The following is a 19,614-nucleotide window of genomic DNA, read 5'->3' as shown; positions in this document are numbered from 1 at the left end:
CACTGTTTGGGTAGGTTCCGGACATGAGCAAGGCCGGAATCACCGTGGCGACGGCGGAACCGCCCACGCCCGCCGTCCGCCGCCTCCCCCGGCGCCGGGGCATCGAACTCGCCCTCATCGTGCTGGCCGTCCTGCTGTCGGTGTACGGCTACTGCGCCGTGGGCCTCGCCCGGCACGGAGCGCTTCCGCCCGGTGCCGCGGGCTACGGCGCCGGGCTCGGCGTACTGGCGCTGCTGGCCCATCTGGCGGTACGGCTGCGGGCCCGGTACGCCGACCCGCTGCTCCTGCCCATCGGGGTGCTCCTCAACGGACTCGGCCTGGTGCTGATCTACCGGCTCGACCTGGAGACCCCGGGGGACCGGGCGGCACCCGCCCAGCTGGTGTGGTCGACCCTGGGCGTGGCGCTGTTCATCCTCGTCGTCCTGCTGCTGCGCGATCACCGGGTGCTCCAGCGCTACACGTACGTCTGTGTGGTCGCGGCCCTGGTCCTGCTCGCGCTGCCGATCCTGTTCCCGGCGGTGAACGGGGCCCGTATCTGGATCCGGATCGCCGGGTTCTCCATCCAGCCGGGCGAGTTCGCGAAGGTGCTGCTGGCGGTGTTCTTCGCCGCGTACCTGGCGGCGAACCGCAACGCGCTCGCCTACACCGGCCGCCGCGTCTGGAAGCTCCAGCTCCCCACCGGCCGCGTCCTCGGCCCGATCGTCGCCGTCTGGCTGGTGAGTGTGGGCGTGCTGATCCTGGAGCACGACCTCGGCACCTCGCTGCTGTTCTTCGGCCTGTTCGTGGTGCTCCTCTACGTCGCCACCGGCCGCACCGGCTGGATCGCGGTCGGCCTTCTGCTGGCCGCGTTGGGTGCGGTCGCCGTCGGCCGGCTCGAGCCGCACGTGCACGGCAGGATCGAGACCTGGCTGCATCCCTTCGCCTCCATCGAGGCGGGCGAGGGCGCGAACCAGCTCGCCCAGTCGCTGTTCGCCTTCGCGGAGGGCGGCCTGCTCGGCGCGGGCCTCGGACTCGGCCACTCGTACCTCATCGGCTTCGCCGTGAAGTCGGACTTCATCCTGGCCACCGCGGGCGAGGAACTCGGCCTGGCCGGCATCGCCGCCGTCTTCCTCCTCTACGGCCTGCTGGTGGAGCGCGGCTTCCGGGCGGGCCTGGCGCAGCGCGAGCCCTTCGGCCGGCTGCTCGCGGTCGGCCTCGCCTCGCTGGTGGCGCTCCAGGTGTTCGTGATCGCGGGCGGGGTGACCGGGCTGATCCCGCTGACCGGCTTGGCGATGCCGTTCCTGGCGCAGGGCGGCTCGTCGGTGGTCACCAACTGGGCGATCGTGGCGCTGCTGGTCCGGGTGAGCGACTCGGCCCGGCGCGATGACGACGGGCAGGACGCCCGGTGACCCGGCACATCCGGCACGCCGGCTACTTCTGCGTCCTGCTGCTGGTGGCGCTGCTGGTGAACGCCGCCCGCGTCCAGGTCGTCCAGGCACCGTCGTACGACCGGAACCCGGGCAACCGGCGCCCCGACATCACCCGCTACGAGCAGCCGCGCGGGGACATCCTGGTCGGCGGGCGGCCCGTCACCGGCTCCAGGGACACCCGCGAGCACCTGCGCTACGAACGGACCTACACCGACGGCCCGCTGTACGCCCCGGTCACCGGCTTCGCCTCCCAGCTCTACGGGACGACCCTGCTGGAGAGCACCGAGGACGGCGTGCTGTCCGGCGCGGATCCGATGCTGGCGCCGTTCCCGCTGTGGAACGACTTCACGCGGGCGCGCAACGCCGGCGGAGACGTCGTCACGACCCTCCACCCGGCCGCGCAGGAGGCCGCGTTCAAGGGGCTCGCGGGCCGCAAGGGAGCGGTGGCGGCGCTGGAGCCGTCGACCGGCCGGATCCTGGCCCTGGTGTCCGCCCCGTCCTACGACCCCCAGCCGCTGTCCGGCAACGGCTCGGCCGCGGCGCGGGCCTGGACGCGGCTCAACGCGGACAGGGACCGCCCGATGCTCAACCGGGCGGTCCGGCAGACGTATCCGCCGGGCTCGACCTTCAAGGTCGTCACCGCGGCCGCCGCGCTGGACGCCGGTGTGGTCACGGACCTCGAAGCGCCGACCGACTCCCCCGACCCCTACCGGCTGCCCGGAACGCGGACGCGCCTGACCAACGCGTCGAAGGGCTGCGCGGACGCCTCCTTGCGCGAGGCCTTCACCCTCTCCTGCAACACGGTGTTCGCCAAGCTCGGTGTGGAGGTGGGCGTGACGGACATGACGGCCACGGCGCGCGCCTTCGGGTTCGGCAACGGGGAGCTGCGGATCCCCTTCCCGGTGGCCCGGTCCACGTTCGACACCACCCTGGACAAGGCCCAGCTGGCCCTGTCGTCGATCGGCCAGTACAACACCCGCGCCACACCGCTGCAGATGGCGATGGTCGCGGCGGCCGTGGCGAACGGCGGCCAGGTGCGGGACCCGTACCTGGTGGAGCGCACGACCCGGCCGGGCGGCAGCACCCTCGCGACGGCCGGCTCGCGGGCGATCCGGCAGGCGATGTACCCGTCCACCGCCGTCCGGCTGCGGGCGATGATGCGGGACGTGGTCGAGACCGGCGGCGGACGCAAAGCCGCCATCCGCGGCGCCAAGGTCGGTGGCAAGACCGGCACCGCCCAGCACGGCCTCGGCAACTCCGGGACGCCGTACGCCTGGTTCGCCTCCTGGGCGCAGGGCGAGCGCGACCTGGCAGCGCGGGTGGCGGTCGCGGTCGTCGTGGAGGACGCGGAGGCGGAGCGCGGGGACATCAGCGGAGGCGGTGACGCGGCGCCGATCGCGCGGGCGGTGATGGAGGCGGTACTGAACTCCCGCGAGCACCCGACCGGTTGAGGACGCGACGACCGGTTGGAGAGGCAACGACCGGTGGACAACGCGAGCGCCGGCCGGCGGACAGCGGGACGACCGGCGGATGACGCGAGCACCGACCGGTCGATGAGACGGGGCTACCGGGATCAAGGGCGCCCGACCTACCGTTCGGTTCATGACTGAGCCCGCGTACGAACTCGCCCAGGTCAACCTCGGCCGCCTCAAGGCGCCGCTCGACTCACCGCGGTTGAGGGACTTCGTCGACCAACTCGACCCGGTGAACGCGGACGCGGACGGGGCCGAGGGTTTCGTCTGGCGTCTTCAGGGCGAGGCCGGTGACGACGCCACGGACGTGCCCGTCTTCGGCGACTCCTGGCTGATCATCAACATGTCCGTGTGGCGCGACACCGATGCCCTGAAGGCGTACATGTACCAGGGCCGGCACCGGGAGATGCTCGCCCGGCGACGTGAGTGGTTCGAACGGGTCCAGGAGGCCATGGTCGCCCTCTGGTGGGTCCCGGTGGGTCATCGCCCCACGGTCGCCGAGGCGGAGTCCCGCGTCCTGCACCTGCGCACGCACGGCCCGACGCCGTACGCCTTCACCCTGCGGACCTCGTTCCCGCCCCAGGGCGCGACACCCCTGCTCGGTGAGGTGCCCGAGGGGCTGGGCTGCGGCGCGCTGTAGCGGGCCTCGCCCGGCGGCTCACCGCCCCGCGTCGATCGCCCCCCGCACCTCCGCCACCCGTTCCCTCTCCTCCGCCGCGAAGCGCTCCGCGTCGAGCTTCTCGGCGATCTCCTCGTCCTGGGACATCAACAGGTCCAGGCCGGCGTCGCCCATCTCCAGGACGCCCATGTCGACGTAGGCCTGCTGGAGGCGTTCGCCCCACAGGCCGATGTCCTTGACGCAGGGCACGATGCGGCTGAAGAGGAGCTTGCGGAACAGGGTGAGGAACTCGGACTGCTCGCTGTACTCCTCCGCCTCGGCCTTGGGGATGCCGAAGTTCTCCAGGACCTCGACGCCCCGCAGCCGGTCGCGCATGAGGTAGCAGCCCTCGATGACGAACTCCTCGCGCTCCTTCAACTCGGCGTCCGTGAGCTGCCGGTAGTAGTCGCGCAGGGCCATCCGCCCGAAGGCCACGTGCCGGGCCTCGTCCTGCATGACGTACGCGAGGATCTGCTTGGGCAGCGGCTTGTCCGTCGTGTCCCTGATCATGCCGAAGGCGGCCAGCGCGAGGCCCTCGATCAGCACCTGCATGCCCAGGTACGGCATGTCCCAGCGGGCGTCGCGCAGCGTGTCGTCCAGCAGGGACTGGAGGTTGTCGTTGATCGGGTACAGCATCCCGATCTTCTCGTGCAGGAAGCGGCCGTAGATCTCGGCGTGCCGGGCCTCGTCCATGGTCTGGGTCGCGGAGTAGAACTTCGCGTCCAGGTCGGGCACCGACTCCACGATCCGCGCGGCGCAGATCATCGCGCCCTGCTCGCCGTGCAGGAACTGGCTGAACTGCCAGGAGGCGTAGTGCCGGCGCAGATCGCCCCTGTCCTTCTCCGTCAGCTTCGCCCAGTGCCTGGTCCCGTAGAGCGACATCGCCTCGTCGGGGGTCCCGAGCGGATCGTACGGATCCACCTCCAGCTCCCAGTCGATCCGCTTCTGGCCGTCCCACTGCTTGTCCTTGCCCTTCTGGTAGAGGGCCAGGAGACGGTCGCGGCCGTCGTCGTACTCCCAGGCGAAACGGGCCGCGCCGCTCGCCGGCACCTGCCGTACGGGCTCTTCCGGTTCCTTGGTGTACAGGTCGAAGGTCGGCATGCCCGCAGGCTCACACGAGGTAGACACCGGGTCAACAAGTAGTGCGCAGGGGATTGACGAGCTTGCTGACAGGCAGTCTCATAAGAGCAACAGTGACGTGTGCACAACGAGGTGGGCAGCCATGACGACCTTGACCGAAGCCGACGCGCTCGACGGATTGCGCGACGCCCTCGGACTGCTGAAGGACCGGGAGCAGGTGGCCCAGCGGCTGCTCGACTCCTCAGCCAAGCACTCCTTCGACCCGGACGAGGAACTGGACTGGGACGCGCCCTTCGAGGAGGGCAAGTGGTTCTGGCCGCCGGAACTGGTGTCGCTCTACGACACCCCGCTGTGGAAGCGGATGGGCGAGGAGCAGCGCATCCTGCTCTCCCAGCACGAGGCGGCGGCCCTGGCCTCGCTCGGCATCTGGTTCGAGATCATCCTCATGCAGCTGCTGGTGCGGCACATCTACGACAAGGCTGCCACGAGCGCGCACGTCCGCTACGCCCTCACCGAGATCGAGGACGAGTGCCGGCACTCCAAGATGTTCGCCCGGCTGATAGCCCAGGGCGACACGCCCTGGTACCCGGTCAGCCGCGCGCACCAGCAGCTGGGCCGCCTGTTCAAGACCATCTCCACCACGCCGGGTTCCTTCACGGCGACCCTGCTGGGCGAGGAGGTCCTGGACTGGATGCAGCGGCTGACGTTCCCCGACGAACGCGTCCAGACCCTGGTCCGCGGCGTCACCCGCATCCACGTCGTGGAGGAGGCCCGCCACGTCCGCTACGCCCGTGAGGAACTCCGCCGCCAGATGGTGACCGCGCCCAAGTGGTCCCAGGAGTTCACCCGCATCACCTCCGGCGAGTTCGCCCGCGTCTTCTCGGTGGCGTTCGTGAACCCCGACGTCTACACGAACGTGGGCCTGGACAAGCGGGAGGCCCTCGCCCAGGTCCGCGCGAGCGGCCACCGCCGGGAGGTCATGCAGAACGGCTCCCGGCGACTGACCGACTTCCTCGACGACATCGGGGTGCTGCGAGGGGTCGGACGACGGCTGTGGAAGTCGTCGGGGCTGCTGGCGTAGAAGGCGGACACCCCGGCACCCCGATTACCCTGCGAGGCATGACACCTGCCGCGCCGACCCCCGCCTACCGGCGACTCAGCGTCGAGGAACGCCGCAGCCAGCTGCTGACCTCCGCGCTGGACCTCTTCGCCCACCGCGCCCCGGAGGAGGTGTCCCTCGACGACGTGGCGGAGGCGGCCGGGGTCTCGCGGCCCTTGGTGTACCGGTACTTCCCGGGCGGCAAGCAGCAGCTCTACGAGGCCGCCCTGCGCTCCGCCGCCGACGAGCTCCAGCACTGCTTCGACGAACCGCGGGAAGGCCCCCTCCTCCCCCGTCTGTCCCGCGCCCTCGACCGCTACCTCGCCTTCGTCGACGGGCACGACACCGGCTTCAGCGCCCTCCTCCAGGGCGGCAGCGTCGTCGGGACCTCCCGCACCACCGCCATCGTCGACGGCGTCCGCCGCGTCGCCGCCGAGCACATCCTCAGCCACCTGGGCGTCACCGGACCCGGCGCCGCCCTGCGCATGACCGTCCGCATGTGGATCACCGCGGTGGAGGCGTCGTCGCTCATCTGGCTCGACGAGGACAAGCAGCCCCCCGCCGAGGACCTCCGCGACTGGCTCGTCGAGCAGTTCGTGGCGATGCTGACCGTGACCGCCCGCCGCGACCCGCAGACCGATGCCCTGGTCCGGGCGCTCGCCGAGGATGTCTGACACTGATCCCGTGAAGAGCGAAGACACCCCCTTCGAGGGCGGCCCGATGGACGGCAGGGTCCTGCCCGTCCTCCTCGGTATCACCGGCCACCCGCCCAAGACGTACCGCATCCCCGTCCCGGACCCCGACGGCGGGCCGGACACCGTGCTCGTCTACCGCCGCGTCCCCCGGGGACCGGGCAGGGCCGGCCTGACCAACCGCTGGAAGTACGCGTACGACCCGGAGGGCTCCCCGAGCCGCCGGCTCAACTGGCCCTGGTCGAAGCCAGACGCCACGCCGCGCGGCAAGCCGGACGACGCCGACGGGTGACCCCGTTGCGCCGAACCGCGCACACCCACCGCGCGCACCGCCCGCACACGCCTGATCCTCACGGTGTCCGGCGGCACCACGCCGCCCCCGCATCGGAGGTGATGGCATGTCAGGAAATCTTCTGCGTCTGGTCTGCATCGCGGCGACGGCGGCCGGAGCCGTCCTGGCGCCCGTCCCGGCCACGGCCGTTCCCGAGCCGGACACGGAACAGCACGAGATCGCCGGTCTCCTGACAGATCTTCAGGGGCTCTACAGGAAGGCCGAGGAGGCCACCGAGGCCTACAACGCCACCGAGGAGAAGCTGAAGAAGCAGCGCGCCGAGACCGACCGTCTGGACCGCGCCCTCGCGCGCGCCCGGCTCTCCCTGCACGACAGCCGGGGAGCGGCCGGCCGGCTGGCCCGGCAGCAGTACCAGAGCAGCACCGACATCTCCCCGTACGTGCGTCTGCTCCTGGCCCGCGACCCGCAGCACGCGATCGAGCAGGGCCATGTGATCGGCCGGCTCGCCAGGGAGCGGGCCGACACCGTCGGCCGGCTGACCGGCAGCGAGCGCACGGCCCGCGAGCTGGCCCGCAAGGCCCGCACGGCCCTCGACCGGCAGCTCGCCCTCACCGAGCGGCGCAAGAAGGAACGGGACGAGGTCCGCGCCCGCCTGCACGACGTCGAGAAGCTGCTCGCCTCCCTCAGCCGCGATCAGCTCACCGACCTCGCCGAGTTCGAGCAGAACGGCATCGCCAAGGCCCAGAAGGAGTTCATGGCGTCCGGCGCGCTCAGCGGCGAACGCAACGGCGACGATGGCCCCAACAGCGACAGCAGCGACAGCAGCGACAGCAGCGGGAACGACAAGAATCGCGGGAGCCAGGGAAGCAAGGCGAGGAAGGAAGGCGAGGTGAGCAAGGGAAGCGAGAGCGGCGTCCGCGCCCCGTCGGCGGAGGGCCGCCGGGCCGTGCGCTACGCCGTGCGGCAGCTCGGCAAGCCGTACGAGTGGGGCGCGGAGGGCCCGGGGACGTACGACTGCTCGGGGCTGACCTCCCGGGCCTGGGCCGAGGCCGGGGTGCCCGTCCCCCGGACCAGCCAGGAGCAGTGGAAACGGCTGGAGAGGATCCCGCTGGACGAGCTGCGCCCGGGCGACCTGGTCGTGTACTTCGAGAAGGCCACGCACGTGGCGCTGTACCTCGGGGACGGCATGGTGGTGCAGGCGCCCCGCCCGGGCGCGAAGGTGAAGGTCTCACCGATCGCGGCCAACCCCGTCCTGGGCGCCGTACGTCCGGACCCGGACGGGGAGCCCCTGCGGCGGTACGAGCCGCCGGAGCTCCCCGAAGGTGCCACGGACGGGTCGGACGAGGGCTACGGGGGTTACGCGGCGCCCGCGCCGGACACCTCGACCAGGTAGGCCTGCGTCTTGTCCGGGTCGTAGAGGAAGTTCTCGAAGTCGGCCGGGTCGTTGAAGCCGTTGGCGAAGCGGTCGGCGACCGGCTGGAGCTCACCGGCGGCACCGATGAGGTTCAGGATGTGCTCCGGCGGCGGCGCGAGCATCGCGTTGGTCCACTTGGTGACGTGCTGGGCGGTGTTCCAGTAACGGTCGAAGGTGGCCCGCATCCACTCCTCGTCGAACGGCTTGTCACCGTGCTCGACGATCGCGGAGAGGTAGGCGGCGGCACACTTGGACGCCGAGTTGGAGCCCTGCCCGGTGATCGGGTCGTTGGCCACGACGACGTCCGCGACACCCAGCACGAGTCCGCCGCCGGGGAGGCGGCCGATCGGGTTGCGGACGGTAGGGGCGTAGCGGCCGGCCAGTGTGCCGCCCGCGTCGGTCAGTTCGACCTTGGTGGCCCGCGCGTACTCCCATGGGACGTACCGCTCCATGAGTTCCAGGGTCAGGGAGAGGTGCTCCGCGGGGTCCTTGACGCCGCTGAAGGCGTCGAGCGGGCCGCCGGGTATGCCCTCCCAGAACAGGATGTCGGCGCGGCCCGAGGTGGTCAGGCAGGGCATGACGAACAGTTCACCGACGCCGGGCACGAGGTTGCAGCGGACCCCTTCGGTGTCGGGGTGCTCGGGGCGCGGGCCCAGGCCGTGGACGTACGACACGGCCAGCGCGCGCTGCGGCTCGCTGTACGGGGAGCGCTCCGCGTCGCGGCCGAACATCTGGACCAGCTCGCCCTTGCCGGCCGCGACGAGCACCAGGTCGTAGGTGCGGGAGAAGTAGTCGAGGTCGCCGACGGCCGCGCCGTGGATGACGAGCTGGCCGCCGCGCTGGGCGAACGTCTCCATCCAGCCGGCCATCTTCACCCGCTGGTCGATCGACTGGGCGTACCCGTCGAGCCGGCCCAGCCAGTCGATCGCACGGGCCGCGGGACCCTCGGCCCAGGAGCCGGGGGCGGCGACCGAGACGCCGAGTCCTTCGATCTTCGGGGCCTGGGACTCCCAGAAGTTCAGCTGGAGATCGCGCTCGTGCTGCAACGCCGTGTGGAACATGCACTGCGTCGACATGACCCGGCCGGTGCGGATCTCGTCCGCCGTCCGGTTGGACATCAGGGTGACCTCGTACCCCTGTGACTGGAGGCCGAGGGCGATCTGGAGCCCGGACTGACCGGCTCCGACGACGAGTATCTTCCGCATGCGGGCTGTCCTCTACTCGGGGGTTTCGTCGAGCGCGTGGCCCACGAGGGCCAGGAGGGTCTCGATCACGGAGATCCGGCGACGCGCGTCCATGATCATGACAGGTATGTGCCGCGGGATGGTCAGGGCCTCCCGCACGTCCTCCGGCTCGAACAGCTCGCTGCCGTCGAAGTGGTTGACCGCGACCACGTACGGCAGTCCGGAGCTCTCGAAGTAGTCCAGGACCGGGAAGCAGTCCTTCAGGCGGCGGGTGTCGGCCAGGACGACGGCGCCGATCGCGCCGCGCACGATGTCGTCCCACATGAACCAGAACCGCTGCTGGCCCGGCGTGCCGAACAGGTAGAGCACCAGGTCGTCGTCGAGCGTGATGCGCCCGAAGTCCATGGCGACGGTGGTGGTGGTCTTGCCCGGCGTGGCGGTGAGGTCGTCGGTGGCCTCGCTCGCCTCGGTCATCAGCGCCTCGGTCTGCAGGGGCGTGATCTCCGAGACGGCGGTGACCAGGGTGGTCTTGCCCACGCCGAAACCGCCCGCCACCACGATCTTCGTGGCTATGGGGGCACGGGTGCGGTCCGTCTCCCAGGCGTGCATGCCGTCGTCCGGCTGGACGAACGGGGATGTACCAGCAACGCCGTGAGCGGCGTCAGAGACGACGGAGTCCACTCAGCACCCTTTCCAGCAGAGCCCGGTCCGGGCGGCCCGTGCCGTGGCCGGTGCCCGTTCCGTACACACGGATCTTTCCCTGGTCCGCGAGGTCGCTGAGGAGCACGCGGACCACGCCGAGCGGCATCTTGAGCAGCGCGGCGATCTCGGCCACCGTACGCATCCGGCGGCACAGTTCGACGATGGCCCGCAGTTCCGGCATGACGCGGGTGGAGAGGTTGCCGTTCGTCAGTTCCCTGCGCTCCTCCGGGGCGTCGAGCGCAGCCGTGCTCGCCACGAACGTCTCCACGAGGAGGACGTGGCCGAAGCGGGTTCGGCCGCCGGTGAGCGAGTAGGGGCGGACCCGGGCGGGTTTGCGGTCGCCGCCGCGGACAGGCAGGTGGTGCTTCGGCTTACTGCTCATCGGGCACTCCCCGTCGTCTGGGAATCCTCCAGGGATTTACGGAGCTCGCTGCGGAGTTCGGGCGTCAGCACGTGGCCGGCGCGGCCGACGAACAGGGCCATGTGGTACGCCACGACGCTCATGTCGCAGTCCGCGGAGCCGTGGACGCCGAGCAGCGAGCCGTCGCTGATCGACATCACGAACAGGCTGCCCTCGTCCATCGCGACCATCGTGTGCCGGGTCCCGCCGAAGTCCATCAGCCGGGCGGCGCCGACGGTGAGGCTGCCGATGCCGGAAACGATCGTGGCCAGGTCGGCGGCGGAGCCGCGGGGGCCGGTCCGCTTGGTTCCGCGGGCCTGCAGGGCCTCCCTCGCCTCCTTGTTGCGGTGGTCGTCGGAGGAGAGCAGGAGCAGTCCGTCGGAGGAGACGACCGCGACCGAGAGGAGACCGGGTACCTCCTCGACGAGGTTGGTGAGCAGCCAGTGCAGGTTGCGGGCCTCACTGCTCAGTCCGATCAGTCCGAAGGTACTGGGCGCGGTCAACTGCTTGCCTCCTCGACTGTGCCCCCCGTGGAATCTCCGGATCCAGCTGGTCCTGCTGCGCCGGTGGCCGGCCGCTGGTGCGAGGCCGTCCTCTCGGCGATCTCCGCCTCCACGTCGCGGTAGCCGGCCTGCGCGCCCTGGCGGAACCCGCCGAGACGGCGACGCAGGGCTTCGGCGTCGACGGAGCCGCTGCGCTGGCGTGGGGCGGTGGTCTGCGCGGTGATCTTCGGAGTGCGCTTGGGGAGGCCCTTGTCGGTGACGCGGTCCTCCTCCTCGTCGGGCGCGCGTTCGTGCTCCGGGCTGCCGTCCCCGTCCGCCTCGGGCGCGGGCGGCCCGTGCGGGCCGGACTCGCCGTCCCCGGCCACGGCTTCGTACCCGACCGGGTCCGGCGCCCCCGGCTGCACGGGGATCAGCAGCTCCATCGTGGTCTCCGCGGGGGATTCCACGGGCGCCACGGCGTCGTCCGGACCGGCGGATACCGGGGGCTTGGCGGGAGTGGCGGGGGCCGGCGGCTCGGCGAGCGCGGACGGCCCGACGGGCGCGGACGGTTCGACGGGTGCCGCCGGGTCGGCGTATGCGGCCGGAGCGGCGGGCGTCGTGGGATCGGCTGACGTCGTCGGATCGGCGGGCGCGGACGCCTCGACGGGTGCCGCCGGGTCGGCGCATGCGGCCGGAGCGGCGGGCGTCGTGGGATCGGCTGACGTCGTCGGATCGGCGGGCGCGGACGCCTCGACGTGTGCCGCCGGGTCGGCGTATGCGGCCGGAGCGGCGGGCGTCGTGGGATCGGTATGTGCCGCCGGAGCCGCGGATGCGGCCGAGTCGGTGGGTGCCGTCGGCCCAGTGGGCCCGGCAGGTTCGGCGTGGATGGGCAGCTCGGCGGACTCCGGCCGTTCGCCGGGCGCTAGCCGGTCGGCGGGCTCGGTCAGGTCCGCGGGCGCTGACCGCTCCGCAGGCGCGGCCGGGCCGGCGTGCGCGGACGGTTCCACGGAAGTCGCCAGGTCCGCAGGCGTCTCCGGATCCGCATGCTCGGGTCGCTCCGCAGGCGCGGCCGGCCCGTCGTGTGCGGGCGGTTCGGCGGGCGCGGGGGCGGCCGAGCCGGCGTGCATGGAGGGGTCGGCGGGCGCCGTCGGGGGTGTCGCCTCAGCCGCCTCCGCCGCCTCAGCCGCGCCCGTCGCCCCGGCCGGTTCCGAGTCGGGCGTTGCGGTGGTCGCCTCGGCTTCGTCCTGGCGTACCGCCTTCTCCGCCAAGGCCACCAACGGGTCGTCGCCGGCCGCGCGGCCGGGCAGGACGTTGGAGTTGGCCTCGGCGTCGGCGCCCGGGAAGGAGACGGAGTGCGTCGTGCCGGCGAGAGGGCCGGAGGCCGGGACCGCCACGGCCGGGGCGGCGGCGAGGAGCGTGCGCGGCAGGACGACGACGGCCGCGACACCGCCCTGCTTCTGCTCGCGCAACTGGACGCGCACACCGTGGCGGTGGGCGAGCCGGGCCACGACGTACAGGCCGAGGCCGAGACCGTCCTCGCCCTCCTGGTCGTAGGGCGCCTCGGGGTCGAAGTCGGTGAGGCGGGAGTTGAGGCGCTCCAGCCGGTCCTCGGTCATGCCGATGCCCTCGTCCTGGACGGAGAGCATGACCTCGCCGTTCTCCAGCAGCCAGCCGGAGATCTCGACGGGCAGGTCGGGCGGGGAGAACGAGGTGGCGTTCTCCATGAGTTCGGCCAGCAGGTGGGAGAGGTCGTCCGCGGCGAACCCGGCGATGTGCGCGTGCGGCGGCAGCGCGGCGATCCGGACCCGCTCGTACCGCTCGATCTCGCTGACCGCGGCGCGGACGACGTCCACCAGCGGCACCGGCCCGGCGGCGTGCTGGACGTGCTCGGTACCGGCGAGGACCAGCAGGTTCTCGCTGTGCCGGCGCATGACCGTGGCGAAGTGGTCGAGCTTGAACAGCGTGGCGAGCCGGTCCGGGTCCTGCTCGCGCTCCTCCAGGTTCTCGATGACGGCCAGCTGCCGCTCGACGAGACCGAGGGTGCGCAGCGCGAGGTTGACGAACGTACCGCCGATGGCCGTGCGCAGCCGCTCCAGCTGGGCGGCGGACTCGGCGAGTTCGCCGCGCAGTTCCTCGCGCGCGTCGGCCATCTTCTGGCGCTGGCCGACCAGGTGCTTGCGGTCGGACTCCAGCGTGGTGATTCGCTCGGTGAGGGCGGCCGCGTGCGCGTGCAGGGCGTTGACGGAGCGGACGGCCTGGGCGAACTCGTCGTTGCGGCCGGTGAACTTCACCGGTTCCTCGGCCGCCGGGTCCTCGGCCTCGGCGAGGCGCTTCGACCCCAGGCGCAGGACCGCGAGCGGCCGGGTGAGGCTGCGGGCCATGCCCGTGGCGACGCCGACGGCGAGCAGCATGAGGGCGCCGAGGACGGCGACGCGGATCTCCAGCGAGGTGACGTCGTCGTCGCGCAGCGCCTCGAGGTCCTTGGTGCGGCGGTCGTAGAGGGCCGACTCCACGCCGCGCATCAGGTCGACGCGGGCGGACAGGGCCGCGTCCAGCCTCTTGCCGCTGGTGGCGAGGTCGCTGCGGGAGAGCGTCGGCTGGTCGGTCAGGGTGGCGAGGTACTTGTCGGCGGAGTTGACCTCGGTGCCGGTGACCGTGGAGTCGAAGGAGGCGCGGGCCGGCTTGGGCGCGGTGCCGCGGAAGTCGGCCAGGGCCGCGTCGGAACGCAGCCGGGCCTGCTGCGCGGCGGCGCTCAGGGCGTCGCGCTGCCGGGTGTCCTCGTCCGAGGAGGCGGAGGTCTCGGTCGGCAGGCCGGTGACGGGGTCGATGACCGTCTCCGTGCTGCGCGGCACGCTCAGCGCGGCGAGCAGCAGCCCGCGGGCCGAGGCGGCCTGCTGGACGGCGGAGTCCAGCTCGGCCAGCGCGTACGAGCCGGAGCCGGCGCGCGGCGGCGTCTGCTGCGCCAGCTGCTCGGCGAGCCGGTGGAGTTCGGTGATGGCGGCGGAGTACGCCTGGTGCGCTTCGAGGGCGCTGCTCTTGCCGGTGAGCGCCGCCCTGCGCACGGCCGCTATGTCGTCGAGGTCGGAGCGCAGCGAGGCGGGCGTGTCGGTGTCGGAGCGCAGCTCCTCGACCTGCCGGTCCACCCGGGCGCTGTGCTGCTCGGAAGGCGCCTTGGACTTGGGGCGCCCGGCGGCGATGTAGGAGGTGACGTCGTCCCGCTCGTCGGCGAGGGAGTGCGCGAGGGCGAGGGCGTCCTGCGTCTGCTCCGCGAGCGTCACCAGCTCCTGGCTGTCGTGGAGTTGCCCGGAGGCGGCGAGGACGGAGGGCGCGCCGGCACCGGCGATGGCCGCGGCGACCACGGCCACGGCGACGATCAGCCGGTTGCGTACGTGGGTGGGGCGTCCCTTGCCGGTGGGGGGCGTCGGCTCAGCGCCCTGAACGGGGGCCGTCTGCTTGCCTGTGCGACGAGGCCGCGTCTTCTGCACCGGTGCTCGCATTCCTGACTCGTGAACCGTTGGGCCCGGATGACGCTCCGTCAACTGGTGCGTACTCCCGGTACACTTCCCGACCCTCCCAGCGCCGGTGGGCAGCGCACGCGCATCACCTGACCCGCCACCCGAAGGAGTGAACCCCGGAGGGGAGTTGAGGGGCAAGTTCCGCGGGCCCTTGCAGGGACCTTGCGCGGCACGCCGGTTGGACGGCGGCGACGGCCGGTGGCAGTATTCGCCACCACGCCTTCCCGGAACAAATCATTCCAGCCCAAACCCGGCGTCTGACCTGCGCGGCTGCGCCCGTACGGCAGTCATTGGCAGCCTTTTGCGGACTCTGTGAAGGGCTCGTGCAGACTGGCCGGATGCGTACTGAACTCGCCTCGGAGCCGGGAGACGCCGACCGCCCCAACGAGGACTTCGCCGGTGTCGGGCTACCGGCCTCGGGACAGGGCGGTTCGGTGGTCGTCCTGGACGGGGTCACACCGCCGAGGGCCGGGACGGGCTGTCTGCATTCCGTCCCCTGGTTCACGGCACGCCTCGGCGGCGCACTGACCGAACTGACCGTTTCACTCCCGGATGTTCCCCTCGTCGACGCGCTGTCCCACGCCATCGCGCGTACCTCCGAGGCGCACGCCGCAACCTGTGACCTTTCTCACCCTCGAACTCCTCAGGCCACGGTGGTCGTGACCCGCTGGAATCCGGACACCGTGGAGTATCTGGTCCTGTCCGACTCGGCCCTGCTCCTGGAGTCCCCGGACGGCGTGGTGACGCCCGTCCTCGACGACCGGCTGGCCCTGCTCCCCCGCTCGGCGCTGGCGACGGACGCGCTGGTGGACTCCACGCTCCGCAACAGGGAGGGCGGCTTCTTCACGGCGGCGGCCGACCCCTCGGTGGCGGCCCGGGCGGTGACCGGAACCGTTCCCCGCGACCGGGTCCGTGCCCTGGCCGCTCTGACGGACGGCGCCGCCCGCTGGGTGGAACGTTTCGAGGAGGGCGACTGGACGGACTGCTTCCGGCTCGTCCGCAAGGAGGGCCCGCAGGCCCTGGTGGACCGTGTCCGGACGCTGGAGCGGTCGGACACCGCCGCGACGTTCCTCGGCCGGAGCAAGCGGCACGACGACGCGACGGTGGCGTTCGTCGAGTTCTGAGGGCCTGTCGTCCGGATCACGTCGCAGACGCACGGCCCGGCACGCGCGTCCGCGGCCCTGGACTCACCCCGGCGCTACTTCTCCATGCCCCGTTCGAGCCCGGCCCGGCACGCGCGTCCGCGGCCCTGGACTCACCCCGGCGCTACTTCTCCATGCCCCGGTTGAGCTGGTTCAGCAGCCGGGCCAGTTCCGTGACCTCGCGGGAGTCCCAGTCGGCCAGGCGACCGGCGTACCGGGCGCGGCGCGCTTCCCGGACCCGGCGGACCCGGTCGTGGCCCTCCTGGGTGAGGGCGACGAGCCAGGCGCGTCCGTCGGCGGGGTCGGGCTCGCGCGCGACCAGCCCGAGCTCCTCCAGGGCGCGCAGCTGGCGGGACATCGTCGCCTTGCCGACGCCGATGTAGCCGGCGAGTTCGGTGGCCCGCTGCTTCCCGCACTCGTCCAGCCGGACCAGCAGGCCGTACGCGGACGACTCCAGGTCGGGGTGGACCGCGCGGGCCATCTCGCCCTGGCTGGCCCGGGCGCGCCGCAGCAACACGGTCAGCTCGCGTTCCAGTGCCAGGAAGGCGGGCTGGTCCACACCGCTCGCGGCCACACCGGCGTCGCGGTGTCCGTCGTTGCCTTCCTCGTGCACGTCAGCCCCTGCCTCGGTCGTCGCCCGGCCCTGAGGGTCCGGTACTGGAATTCTCCGCCACCTGCCGCCCTCGCCGCAGTCCGGCAAGTATTCCGCAGGTCAACGGCGTGCGCGTACACAGGGTCACCACACGGTGAAGGCCCGGGCCTCCCTCACGGGAACCCGGGCCTTCTCATCCGATGACCTCCGTCACGCGGCCACCGGAACCTCCGGCGTCACACCCGCGGTGGCGGGCGCGAGCGCCAGCTCCAGGACCTGGCGGACGTCGGTGACGGCGTGGACGTCGAGCTTGTCCAGCACCTCCGCCGGGACGTCGTCCAGGTCGGGCTCGTTGCGCTTGGGGATGATCACCGTGGTGACACCGGCCCGGTGCGCCGCGAGCAGCTTCTGCTTCACACCGCCGATCGGCAGGACCCGCCCGGTCAGCGAGACCTCGCCGGTCATCGCCACGTCCGTGCGGACCAGCCGGCCGGACAGGAGCGAGGCGAAGGCCGTGGTCATCGTGACGCCGGCGCTGGGGCCGTCCTTGGGGACCGCGCCCGCCGGGAAGTGGATGTGCACGCCCCGGTCCTTCAGATCGGCCACCGGCAGTTCGAGCTCGGCACCGTGGGAGCGCAGGAAGCTCAGCGCGATCTGCGCGGACTCCTTCATCACGTCGCCCAGCTGGCCGGTCAGGGTCAGCCCGGCCGCGCCCGTCTCCGGGTCGGCCAGCGACGCCTCGACGTACAGCACGTCACCACCCGCTCCGGTCACCGCGAGCCCGGTCGCCACGCCCGGCACGGACGTCCGCCGCTCGGCCGGGTCCTGGGCGGACTCGGGCACGTGGTGCGGGCGGCCGATCAGGTCGCGCAGGTCCTCGTCCCGGACGGTGAGCGGCAGCTTCCGCTCCCCCAGTTCGTGCTGGGCGGCGACCTTGCGCAGCAGCCGTGCGATCGACCGCTCCAGGGTGCGCACGCCCGCCTCGCGCGTGTACTCACCGGCGAGCTTGCGCAGGGCGCCCTCGTCGATGGCCACCTCGTCCTGGTCCAGCCCGGCCCGCTCCAGCTGGCGCGGGAGCAGGTGGTCGCGGGCGATGACGACCTTCTCGTCCTCGGTGTAGCCGTCCAGGCGGACGATCTCCATCCGGTCGGCCAGCGCCTCCGGGATCGCCTCCAGCACGTTGGCGGTCGCGAGGAAGACCACGTCCGACAGATCCAGCTCGACCTCCAGGTAGTGGTCCCGGAAGGTGTGGTTCTGCGCCGGGTCGAGGACCTCCAGCAGGGCGGCGGCCGGGTCGCCCCGGAAGTCCGAGCCGACCTTGTCGATCTCGTCGAGCAGCACGACCGGGTTCATCGACCCGGCCTCCTTGACGGCGCGGACGATCCGGCCCGGCAGGGCACCGACGTACGTACGCCGGTGACCGCGGATCTCGGCCTCGTCGCGCACCCCGCCGAGGGCGACGCGCACGAACTTGCGGCCCATGGCGTGGGCGACGGACTCGCCCAGGCTGGTCTTGCCGACGCCGGGCGGCCCGACGAGCGCGAGCACGGCACCTCCGCGCCGCCCGCCGACGACGCCGAGTCCCCGGTCGTCGCGCCGCTTGCGCACGGCCAGGTACTCGGTGATCCGCTCCTTCACGTCCTCCAGACCGGAGTGTTCGGCGTCCAGTACGCCCTTGGCGCCCCGGATGTCGTAGGAGTCCTCGGTGCGCTCGTTCCACGGCATCTCCAGGACCGTGTCGAGCCAGGTGCGGATCCAGGAGCCCTCGGGCGACTGGTCGGAGGACCGCTCCAGCTTGTCGACCTCCTTGAGGGCGGCCTCGCGGACCTTCTCCGGCAGGTCGGCGGCCTCCACGCGGGCGCGGTAGTCGTCGGACTCCTCGCCCTCCTGTTCGCCGTTGAGTTCGCGCAGCTCCTTGCGTACGGCTTCCAGCTGCCGGCGGAGGAGGAACTCGCGCTGCTGCTTGTCGACGCCCTCCTGGACGTCCTTGGCGATGGTCTCGGCGACGTCCTGCTCGGCGAGGTGGTCGCGCAGGTGCTGGGTGGCCAGCTTGAGCCGGGCCACCGGGTCGGTGGTCTCCAGCAGTTCGACCTTCTGGTCGGTGGTCAGGAACGGCGAGTAGCCGGAGTTGTCGGCGAGCGCGGAGACGTCGTCGATGGCCTGGACCCGGTCGACGACCTGCCAGGCTCCGCGCTTGCGCAGCCAGGCGGTGGCGAGAGCCTTGTACTCCTTGACCAGTTCGGTGACATGCCCGGGCAGCGGGTCCGCGACGGTGTCGTCCACGCGGGTCCCCTCCACCCAGAGTGCGGCGCCGGGACCGGTCGTTCCCGCGCCGATGCGCACCCGGCTCCGGCCGCGGATCAGGGCGCCCGGGTCGCCGTCGGCGAGCCGGCCGACCTGCTCGACGGTGCCGAGGACACCGGTGTTCGCGTAGGTCCCGTCGATGCGTGGCACCAGGAGTACCCGGGGCTTTCCGGGCGTTGACCGGGCAGCGGCCTGAGCGGCCTCCACCGCGGCACGGACCTCGGAGTCGCTCAGGTCCAGCGGGACCACCATCCCGGGCAGCACGACCTCGCCGTCGAGCGGCAGCACGGGCAGGGTGAGCGGTGTGGACGTCGAAGCCATGATCTCCCCTTCGGCAGTCAAGTTGAGCTATGCCGACTCAATGCTTGACGGCGCCCGGATGTTCCCCGGCCGCCGTTCGCTGTCAGCGATCACCCGTGCCACCGGGAGCGGGAGGGCGCGTAAGGTCCGGTGAGTAATAGACGTTCGGGCGCTGCGCTCGTTACGGGGGGATGGCATGGACGGAACCGTGCAGGCATGGGTGGACGGGTGGGTCGTGTCCCGCGGGGCCGCTCCGCCCACGACGGAGCCCTGGGGCTGGACGATCGACATGGGGATGCACGGGCACGTCACGCGGCACGTGTTCGGCTCCACGGGCGACGGCCTCGACGAGACGACCGTCCGCAAGGTGGCCGGAGCCGTGACCGGGCACGGCGTCTGGCTCAAGGCCTTCCGGGACCCGTCGGTGGTCTCCGGCTGGCTCGACGACACCTGGTGGATCGACCCCGAGCCTGGATATCTGATGACGCTCCCGCTGACGGCGGACGGCGCTCCGGCCGCCCCCGACGGCTTCCGGCTGCGCAGCTGGTCGCGCGGCGGGGTGACCCGGGTGATGGTGGCCGCGCCGGACGGGTCCCTTGCGGCGCGCGGCCAGGTCACCCCGACCGGCGAGACCGCCGTCGTCGACCAGATCGAGACGGCCCCCGAGCACCGGCGCAAGGGCATGGGCAGTCTCGTCATGCGGACGTTGCAGGACGTCGCGGTCCGGCAGGGCGCACGGACCGGCGTCCTGGCCGGGACACCTGCGGGGCGAGGGCTCTACGAAGCGCTGGGCTGGAAGGTCGTGGCCCCGCTGACCAGCGCCAAGTACGCGCCGCCGGCCGACGCCCGGAGCTGAGGGGCCGCGCGGTCAGTGCCC

General features: G+C 72.2%; 17 protein-coding genes. 9 read left to right on the top strand and 8 right to left on the bottom strand.

Features of this window, described 5'->3' with window-relative positions:
* Positions 1 to 23: 23 nt before the first annotated feature.
* The 3 genes from ACFY9S_RS21590 (at position 24) to ACFY9S_RS21580 (ending at position 3,521) form a co-directional block, all read left to right on the top strand.
* Positions 24 to 1,388: an FtsW/RodA/SpoVE family cell cycle protein gene (locus ACFY9S_RS21590; protein ID WP_391130939.1), complete on the top strand. Its 1,365-nt coding sequence runs from the start codon at positions 24 to 26 to the stop codon at positions 1,386 to 1,388.
* On the top strand, positions 1,385 to 2,860 hold the full coding sequence (locus ACFY9S_RS21585; RefSeq protein ID WP_391130936.1) for a penicillin-binding transpeptidase domain-containing protein: 1,476 nt from the start codon (positions 1,385 to 1,387) through the stop codon (positions 2,858 to 2,860). The genes ACFY9S_RS21590 and ACFY9S_RS21585 overlap by 4 nt, the downstream gene beginning before the upstream one ends.
* A gap of 151 nt (positions 2,861 to 3,011) precedes the next feature.
* On the top strand, positions 3,012 to 3,521 hold the full coding sequence (locus tag ACFY9S_RS21580) for a DUF3291 domain-containing protein (RefSeq protein WP_391130934.1): 510 nt from the start codon (positions 3,012 to 3,014) through the stop codon (positions 3,519 to 3,521).
* A gap of 18 nt (positions 3,522 to 3,539) precedes the next feature.
* Here the strand turns inward: ACFY9S_RS21580 and ACFY9S_RS21575 are convergent, their stop codons facing one another.
* Positions 3,540 to 4,640 carry a diiron oxygenase gene (locus tag ACFY9S_RS21575; protein ID WP_391130931.1) on the bottom strand — a complete coding sequence of 367 codons (1,101 nt, stop codon included), beginning with the start codon at positions 4,638 to 4,640 and terminating at the stop codon, positions 3,540 to 3,542.
* Positions 4,641 to 4,761: 121 nt separating this feature from the next.
* On the opposite strand from ACFY9S_RS21575, the gene ACFY9S_RS21570 reads away from it, so the two are divergent.
* The 4 genes from ACFY9S_RS21570 (at position 4,762) to ACFY9S_RS21555 (ending at position 8,095) form a co-directional block, all read left to right on the top strand.
* The gene (locus tag ACFY9S_RS21570) at positions 4,762 to 5,700 is read left to right on the top strand and encodes a diiron oxygenase (protein WP_388247045.1); all 939 of its coding nucleotides are present in this window, start codon (positions 4,762 to 4,764) and stop codon (positions 5,698 to 5,700) included.
* 38 nt (positions 5,701 to 5,738) lie between these two features.
* Positions 5,739 to 6,392: a TetR family transcriptional regulator gene (locus tag ACFY9S_RS21565; protein WP_391130928.1), complete on the top strand. Its 654-nt coding sequence runs from the start codon at positions 5,739 to 5,741 to the stop codon at positions 6,390 to 6,392.
* A 10-nt stretch (positions 6,393 to 6,402) separates the two neighbouring features.
* Entirely contained in the window at positions 6,403 to 6,702 is a 300-nt protein-coding gene (locus tag ACFY9S_RS21560; RefSeq protein WP_102911734.1) for a hypothetical protein, read from the top strand.
* A gap of 106 nt (positions 6,703 to 6,808) precedes the next feature.
* On the top strand, positions 6,809 to 8,095 hold the full coding sequence (locus ACFY9S_RS21555; protein WP_391130925.1) for an NlpC/P60 family protein: 1,287 nt from the start codon (positions 6,809 to 6,811) through the stop codon (positions 8,093 to 8,095).
* On the opposite strand, the gene ACFY9S_RS21550 is transcribed toward ACFY9S_RS21555, so the two are convergent.
* From ACFY9S_RS21550 to ACFY9S_RS21530, 5 genes are read right to left on the bottom strand one after another with little or no spacing between them, the layout of a single operon-like run.
* The gene (locus tag ACFY9S_RS21550) at positions 8,059 to 9,321 is read right to left on the bottom strand and encodes a styrene monooxygenase/indole monooxygenase family protein (RefSeq protein ID WP_391130922.1); all 1,263 of its coding nucleotides are present in this window, start codon (positions 9,319 to 9,321) and stop codon (positions 8,059 to 8,061) included. The genes ACFY9S_RS21555 and ACFY9S_RS21550 overlap by 37 nt on opposite strands.
* Before the next feature lie 12 nt (positions 9,322 to 9,333).
* Positions 9,334 to 9,981, bottom strand: a complete 648-nt coding sequence (locus ACFY9S_RS21545) for an ATP/GTP-binding protein (RefSeq protein WP_391130919.1) — start codon at positions 9,979 to 9,981, stop codon at positions 9,334 to 9,336.
* A complete protein-coding gene (locus ACFY9S_RS21540; RefSeq protein WP_102911731.1) occupies positions 9,962 to 10,384 on the bottom strand; it encodes a DUF742 domain-containing protein in 423 nt (140 codons plus the stop codon). The genes ACFY9S_RS21545 and ACFY9S_RS21540 overlap by 20 nt, the downstream gene beginning before the upstream one ends.
* On the bottom strand, positions 10,381 to 10,905 hold the full coding sequence (locus ACFY9S_RS21535; RefSeq protein ID WP_391130916.1) for a roadblock/LC7 domain-containing protein: 525 nt from the start codon (positions 10,903 to 10,905) through the stop codon (positions 10,381 to 10,383). Before ACFY9S_RS21535 ends, ACFY9S_RS21540 begins: the two co-directional genes overlap by 4 nt.
* The gene (locus tag ACFY9S_RS21530; protein WP_391130913.1) at positions 10,902 to 14,369 is read right to left on the bottom strand and encodes a nitrate- and nitrite sensing domain-containing protein; all 3,468 of its coding nucleotides are present in this window, start codon (positions 14,367 to 14,369) and stop codon (positions 10,902 to 10,904) included. The genes ACFY9S_RS21535 and ACFY9S_RS21530 overlap by 4 nt, the downstream gene beginning before the upstream one ends.
* Before the next feature lie 368 nt (positions 14,370 to 14,737).
* Here ACFY9S_RS21530 and ACFY9S_RS21525 point away from each other — a divergent pair, with 368 nt between their 5' ends.
* Positions 14,738 to 15,523 carry a protein phosphatase 2C domain-containing protein gene (locus ACFY9S_RS21525; RefSeq protein WP_391130910.1) on the top strand — a complete coding sequence of 262 codons (786 nt, stop codon included), beginning with the start codon at positions 14,738 to 14,740 and terminating at the stop codon, positions 15,521 to 15,523.
* 142 nt (positions 15,524 to 15,665) lie between these two features.
* Here ACFY9S_RS21525 and ACFY9S_RS21520 read toward each other — a convergent pair whose 3' ends face one another.
* Together ACFY9S_RS21520 and lon are read right to left on the bottom strand one after the other, a co-directional pair.
* Positions 15,666 to 16,154, bottom strand: a complete 489-nt coding sequence (locus ACFY9S_RS21520; RefSeq protein ID WP_391130907.1) for a MarR family transcriptional regulator — start codon at positions 16,152 to 16,154, stop codon at positions 15,666 to 15,668.
* A gap of 189 nt (positions 16,155 to 16,343) precedes the next feature.
* Entirely contained in the window at positions 16,344 to 18,758 is a 2,415-nt protein-coding gene (lon, locus tag ACFY9S_RS21515; protein WP_391130905.1) for an endopeptidase La, read from the bottom strand.
* A gap of 175 nt (positions 18,759 to 18,933) precedes the next feature.
* On the opposite strand from lon, the gene ACFY9S_RS21510 reads away from it, so the two are divergent.
* Complete coding sequence (locus ACFY9S_RS21510) at positions 18,934 to 19,593, top strand: GNAT family N-acetyltransferase (RefSeq protein WP_391130902.1); 660 nt, start codon at positions 18,934 to 18,936, stop codon at positions 19,591 to 19,593.
* Positions 19,594 to 19,614: the final 21 nt, after the last annotated feature.

Source organism: Streptomyces sp. NPDC012474 (assembly GCF_042955185.1).
Classification (GTDB): Bacteria; Actinomycetota; Actinomycetes; order Streptomycetales; family Streptomycetaceae; genus Streptomyces; species Streptomyces cahuitamycinicus.
Note: the sequence above shows the minus strand (reverse complement) of the source record. Positions and strands in the feature narration are given on the sequence as shown.

What these genes read in the sequence shown, in the direction of transcription:
- ACFY9S_RS21590 (WP_391130939.1), top strand. Translation starts at nt 24, where the DNA reads ATGAGCAAGGCCGGAATCACCGTGGCGACGGCGGAACCGCCCACGCCC.
- ACFY9S_RS21580 (WP_391130934.1), top strand. Translation starts at nt 3,012, where the DNA reads ATGACTGAGCCCGCGTACGAACTCGCCCAGGTCAACCTCGGCCGCCTC.
- ACFY9S_RS21575 (WP_391130931.1), bottom strand. Translation starts at nt 4,640, where the DNA reads ATGCCGACCTTCGACCTGTACACCAAGGAACCGGAAGAGCCCGTACGG.
- ACFY9S_RS21570 (WP_388247045.1), top strand. Translation starts at nt 4,762, where the DNA reads ATGACGACCTTGACCGAAGCCGACGCGCTCGACGGATTGCGCGACGCC.
- ACFY9S_RS21565 (WP_391130928.1), top strand. Translation starts at nt 5,739, where the DNA reads ATGACACCTGCCGCGCCGACCCCCGCCTACCGGCGACTCAGCGTCGAG.
- ACFY9S_RS21555 (WP_391130925.1), top strand. Translation starts at nt 6,809, where the DNA reads ATGTCAGGAAATCTTCTGCGTCTGGTCTGCATCGCGGCGACGGCGGCC.
- ACFY9S_RS21550 (WP_391130922.1), bottom strand. Translation starts at nt 9,321, where the DNA reads ATGCGGAAGATACTCGTCGTCGGAGCCGGTCAGTCCGGGCTCCAGATC.
- ACFY9S_RS21540 (WP_102911731.1), bottom strand. Translation starts at nt 10,384, where the DNA reads ATGAGCAGTAAGCCGAAGCACCACCTGCCTGTCCGCGGCGGCGACCGC.
- ACFY9S_RS21525 (WP_391130910.1), top strand. Translation starts at nt 14,738, where the DNA reads ATGCGTACTGAACTCGCCTCGGAGCCGGGAGACGCCGACCGCCCCAAC.
- lon (WP_391130905.1), bottom strand. Translation starts at nt 18,758, where the DNA reads ATGGCTTCGACGTCCACACCGCTCACCCTGCCCGTGCTGCCGCTCGAC.
- ACFY9S_RS21510 (WP_391130902.1), top strand. Translation starts at nt 18,934, where the DNA reads ATGGACGGAACCGTGCAGGCATGGGTGGACGGGTGGGTCGTGTCCCGC.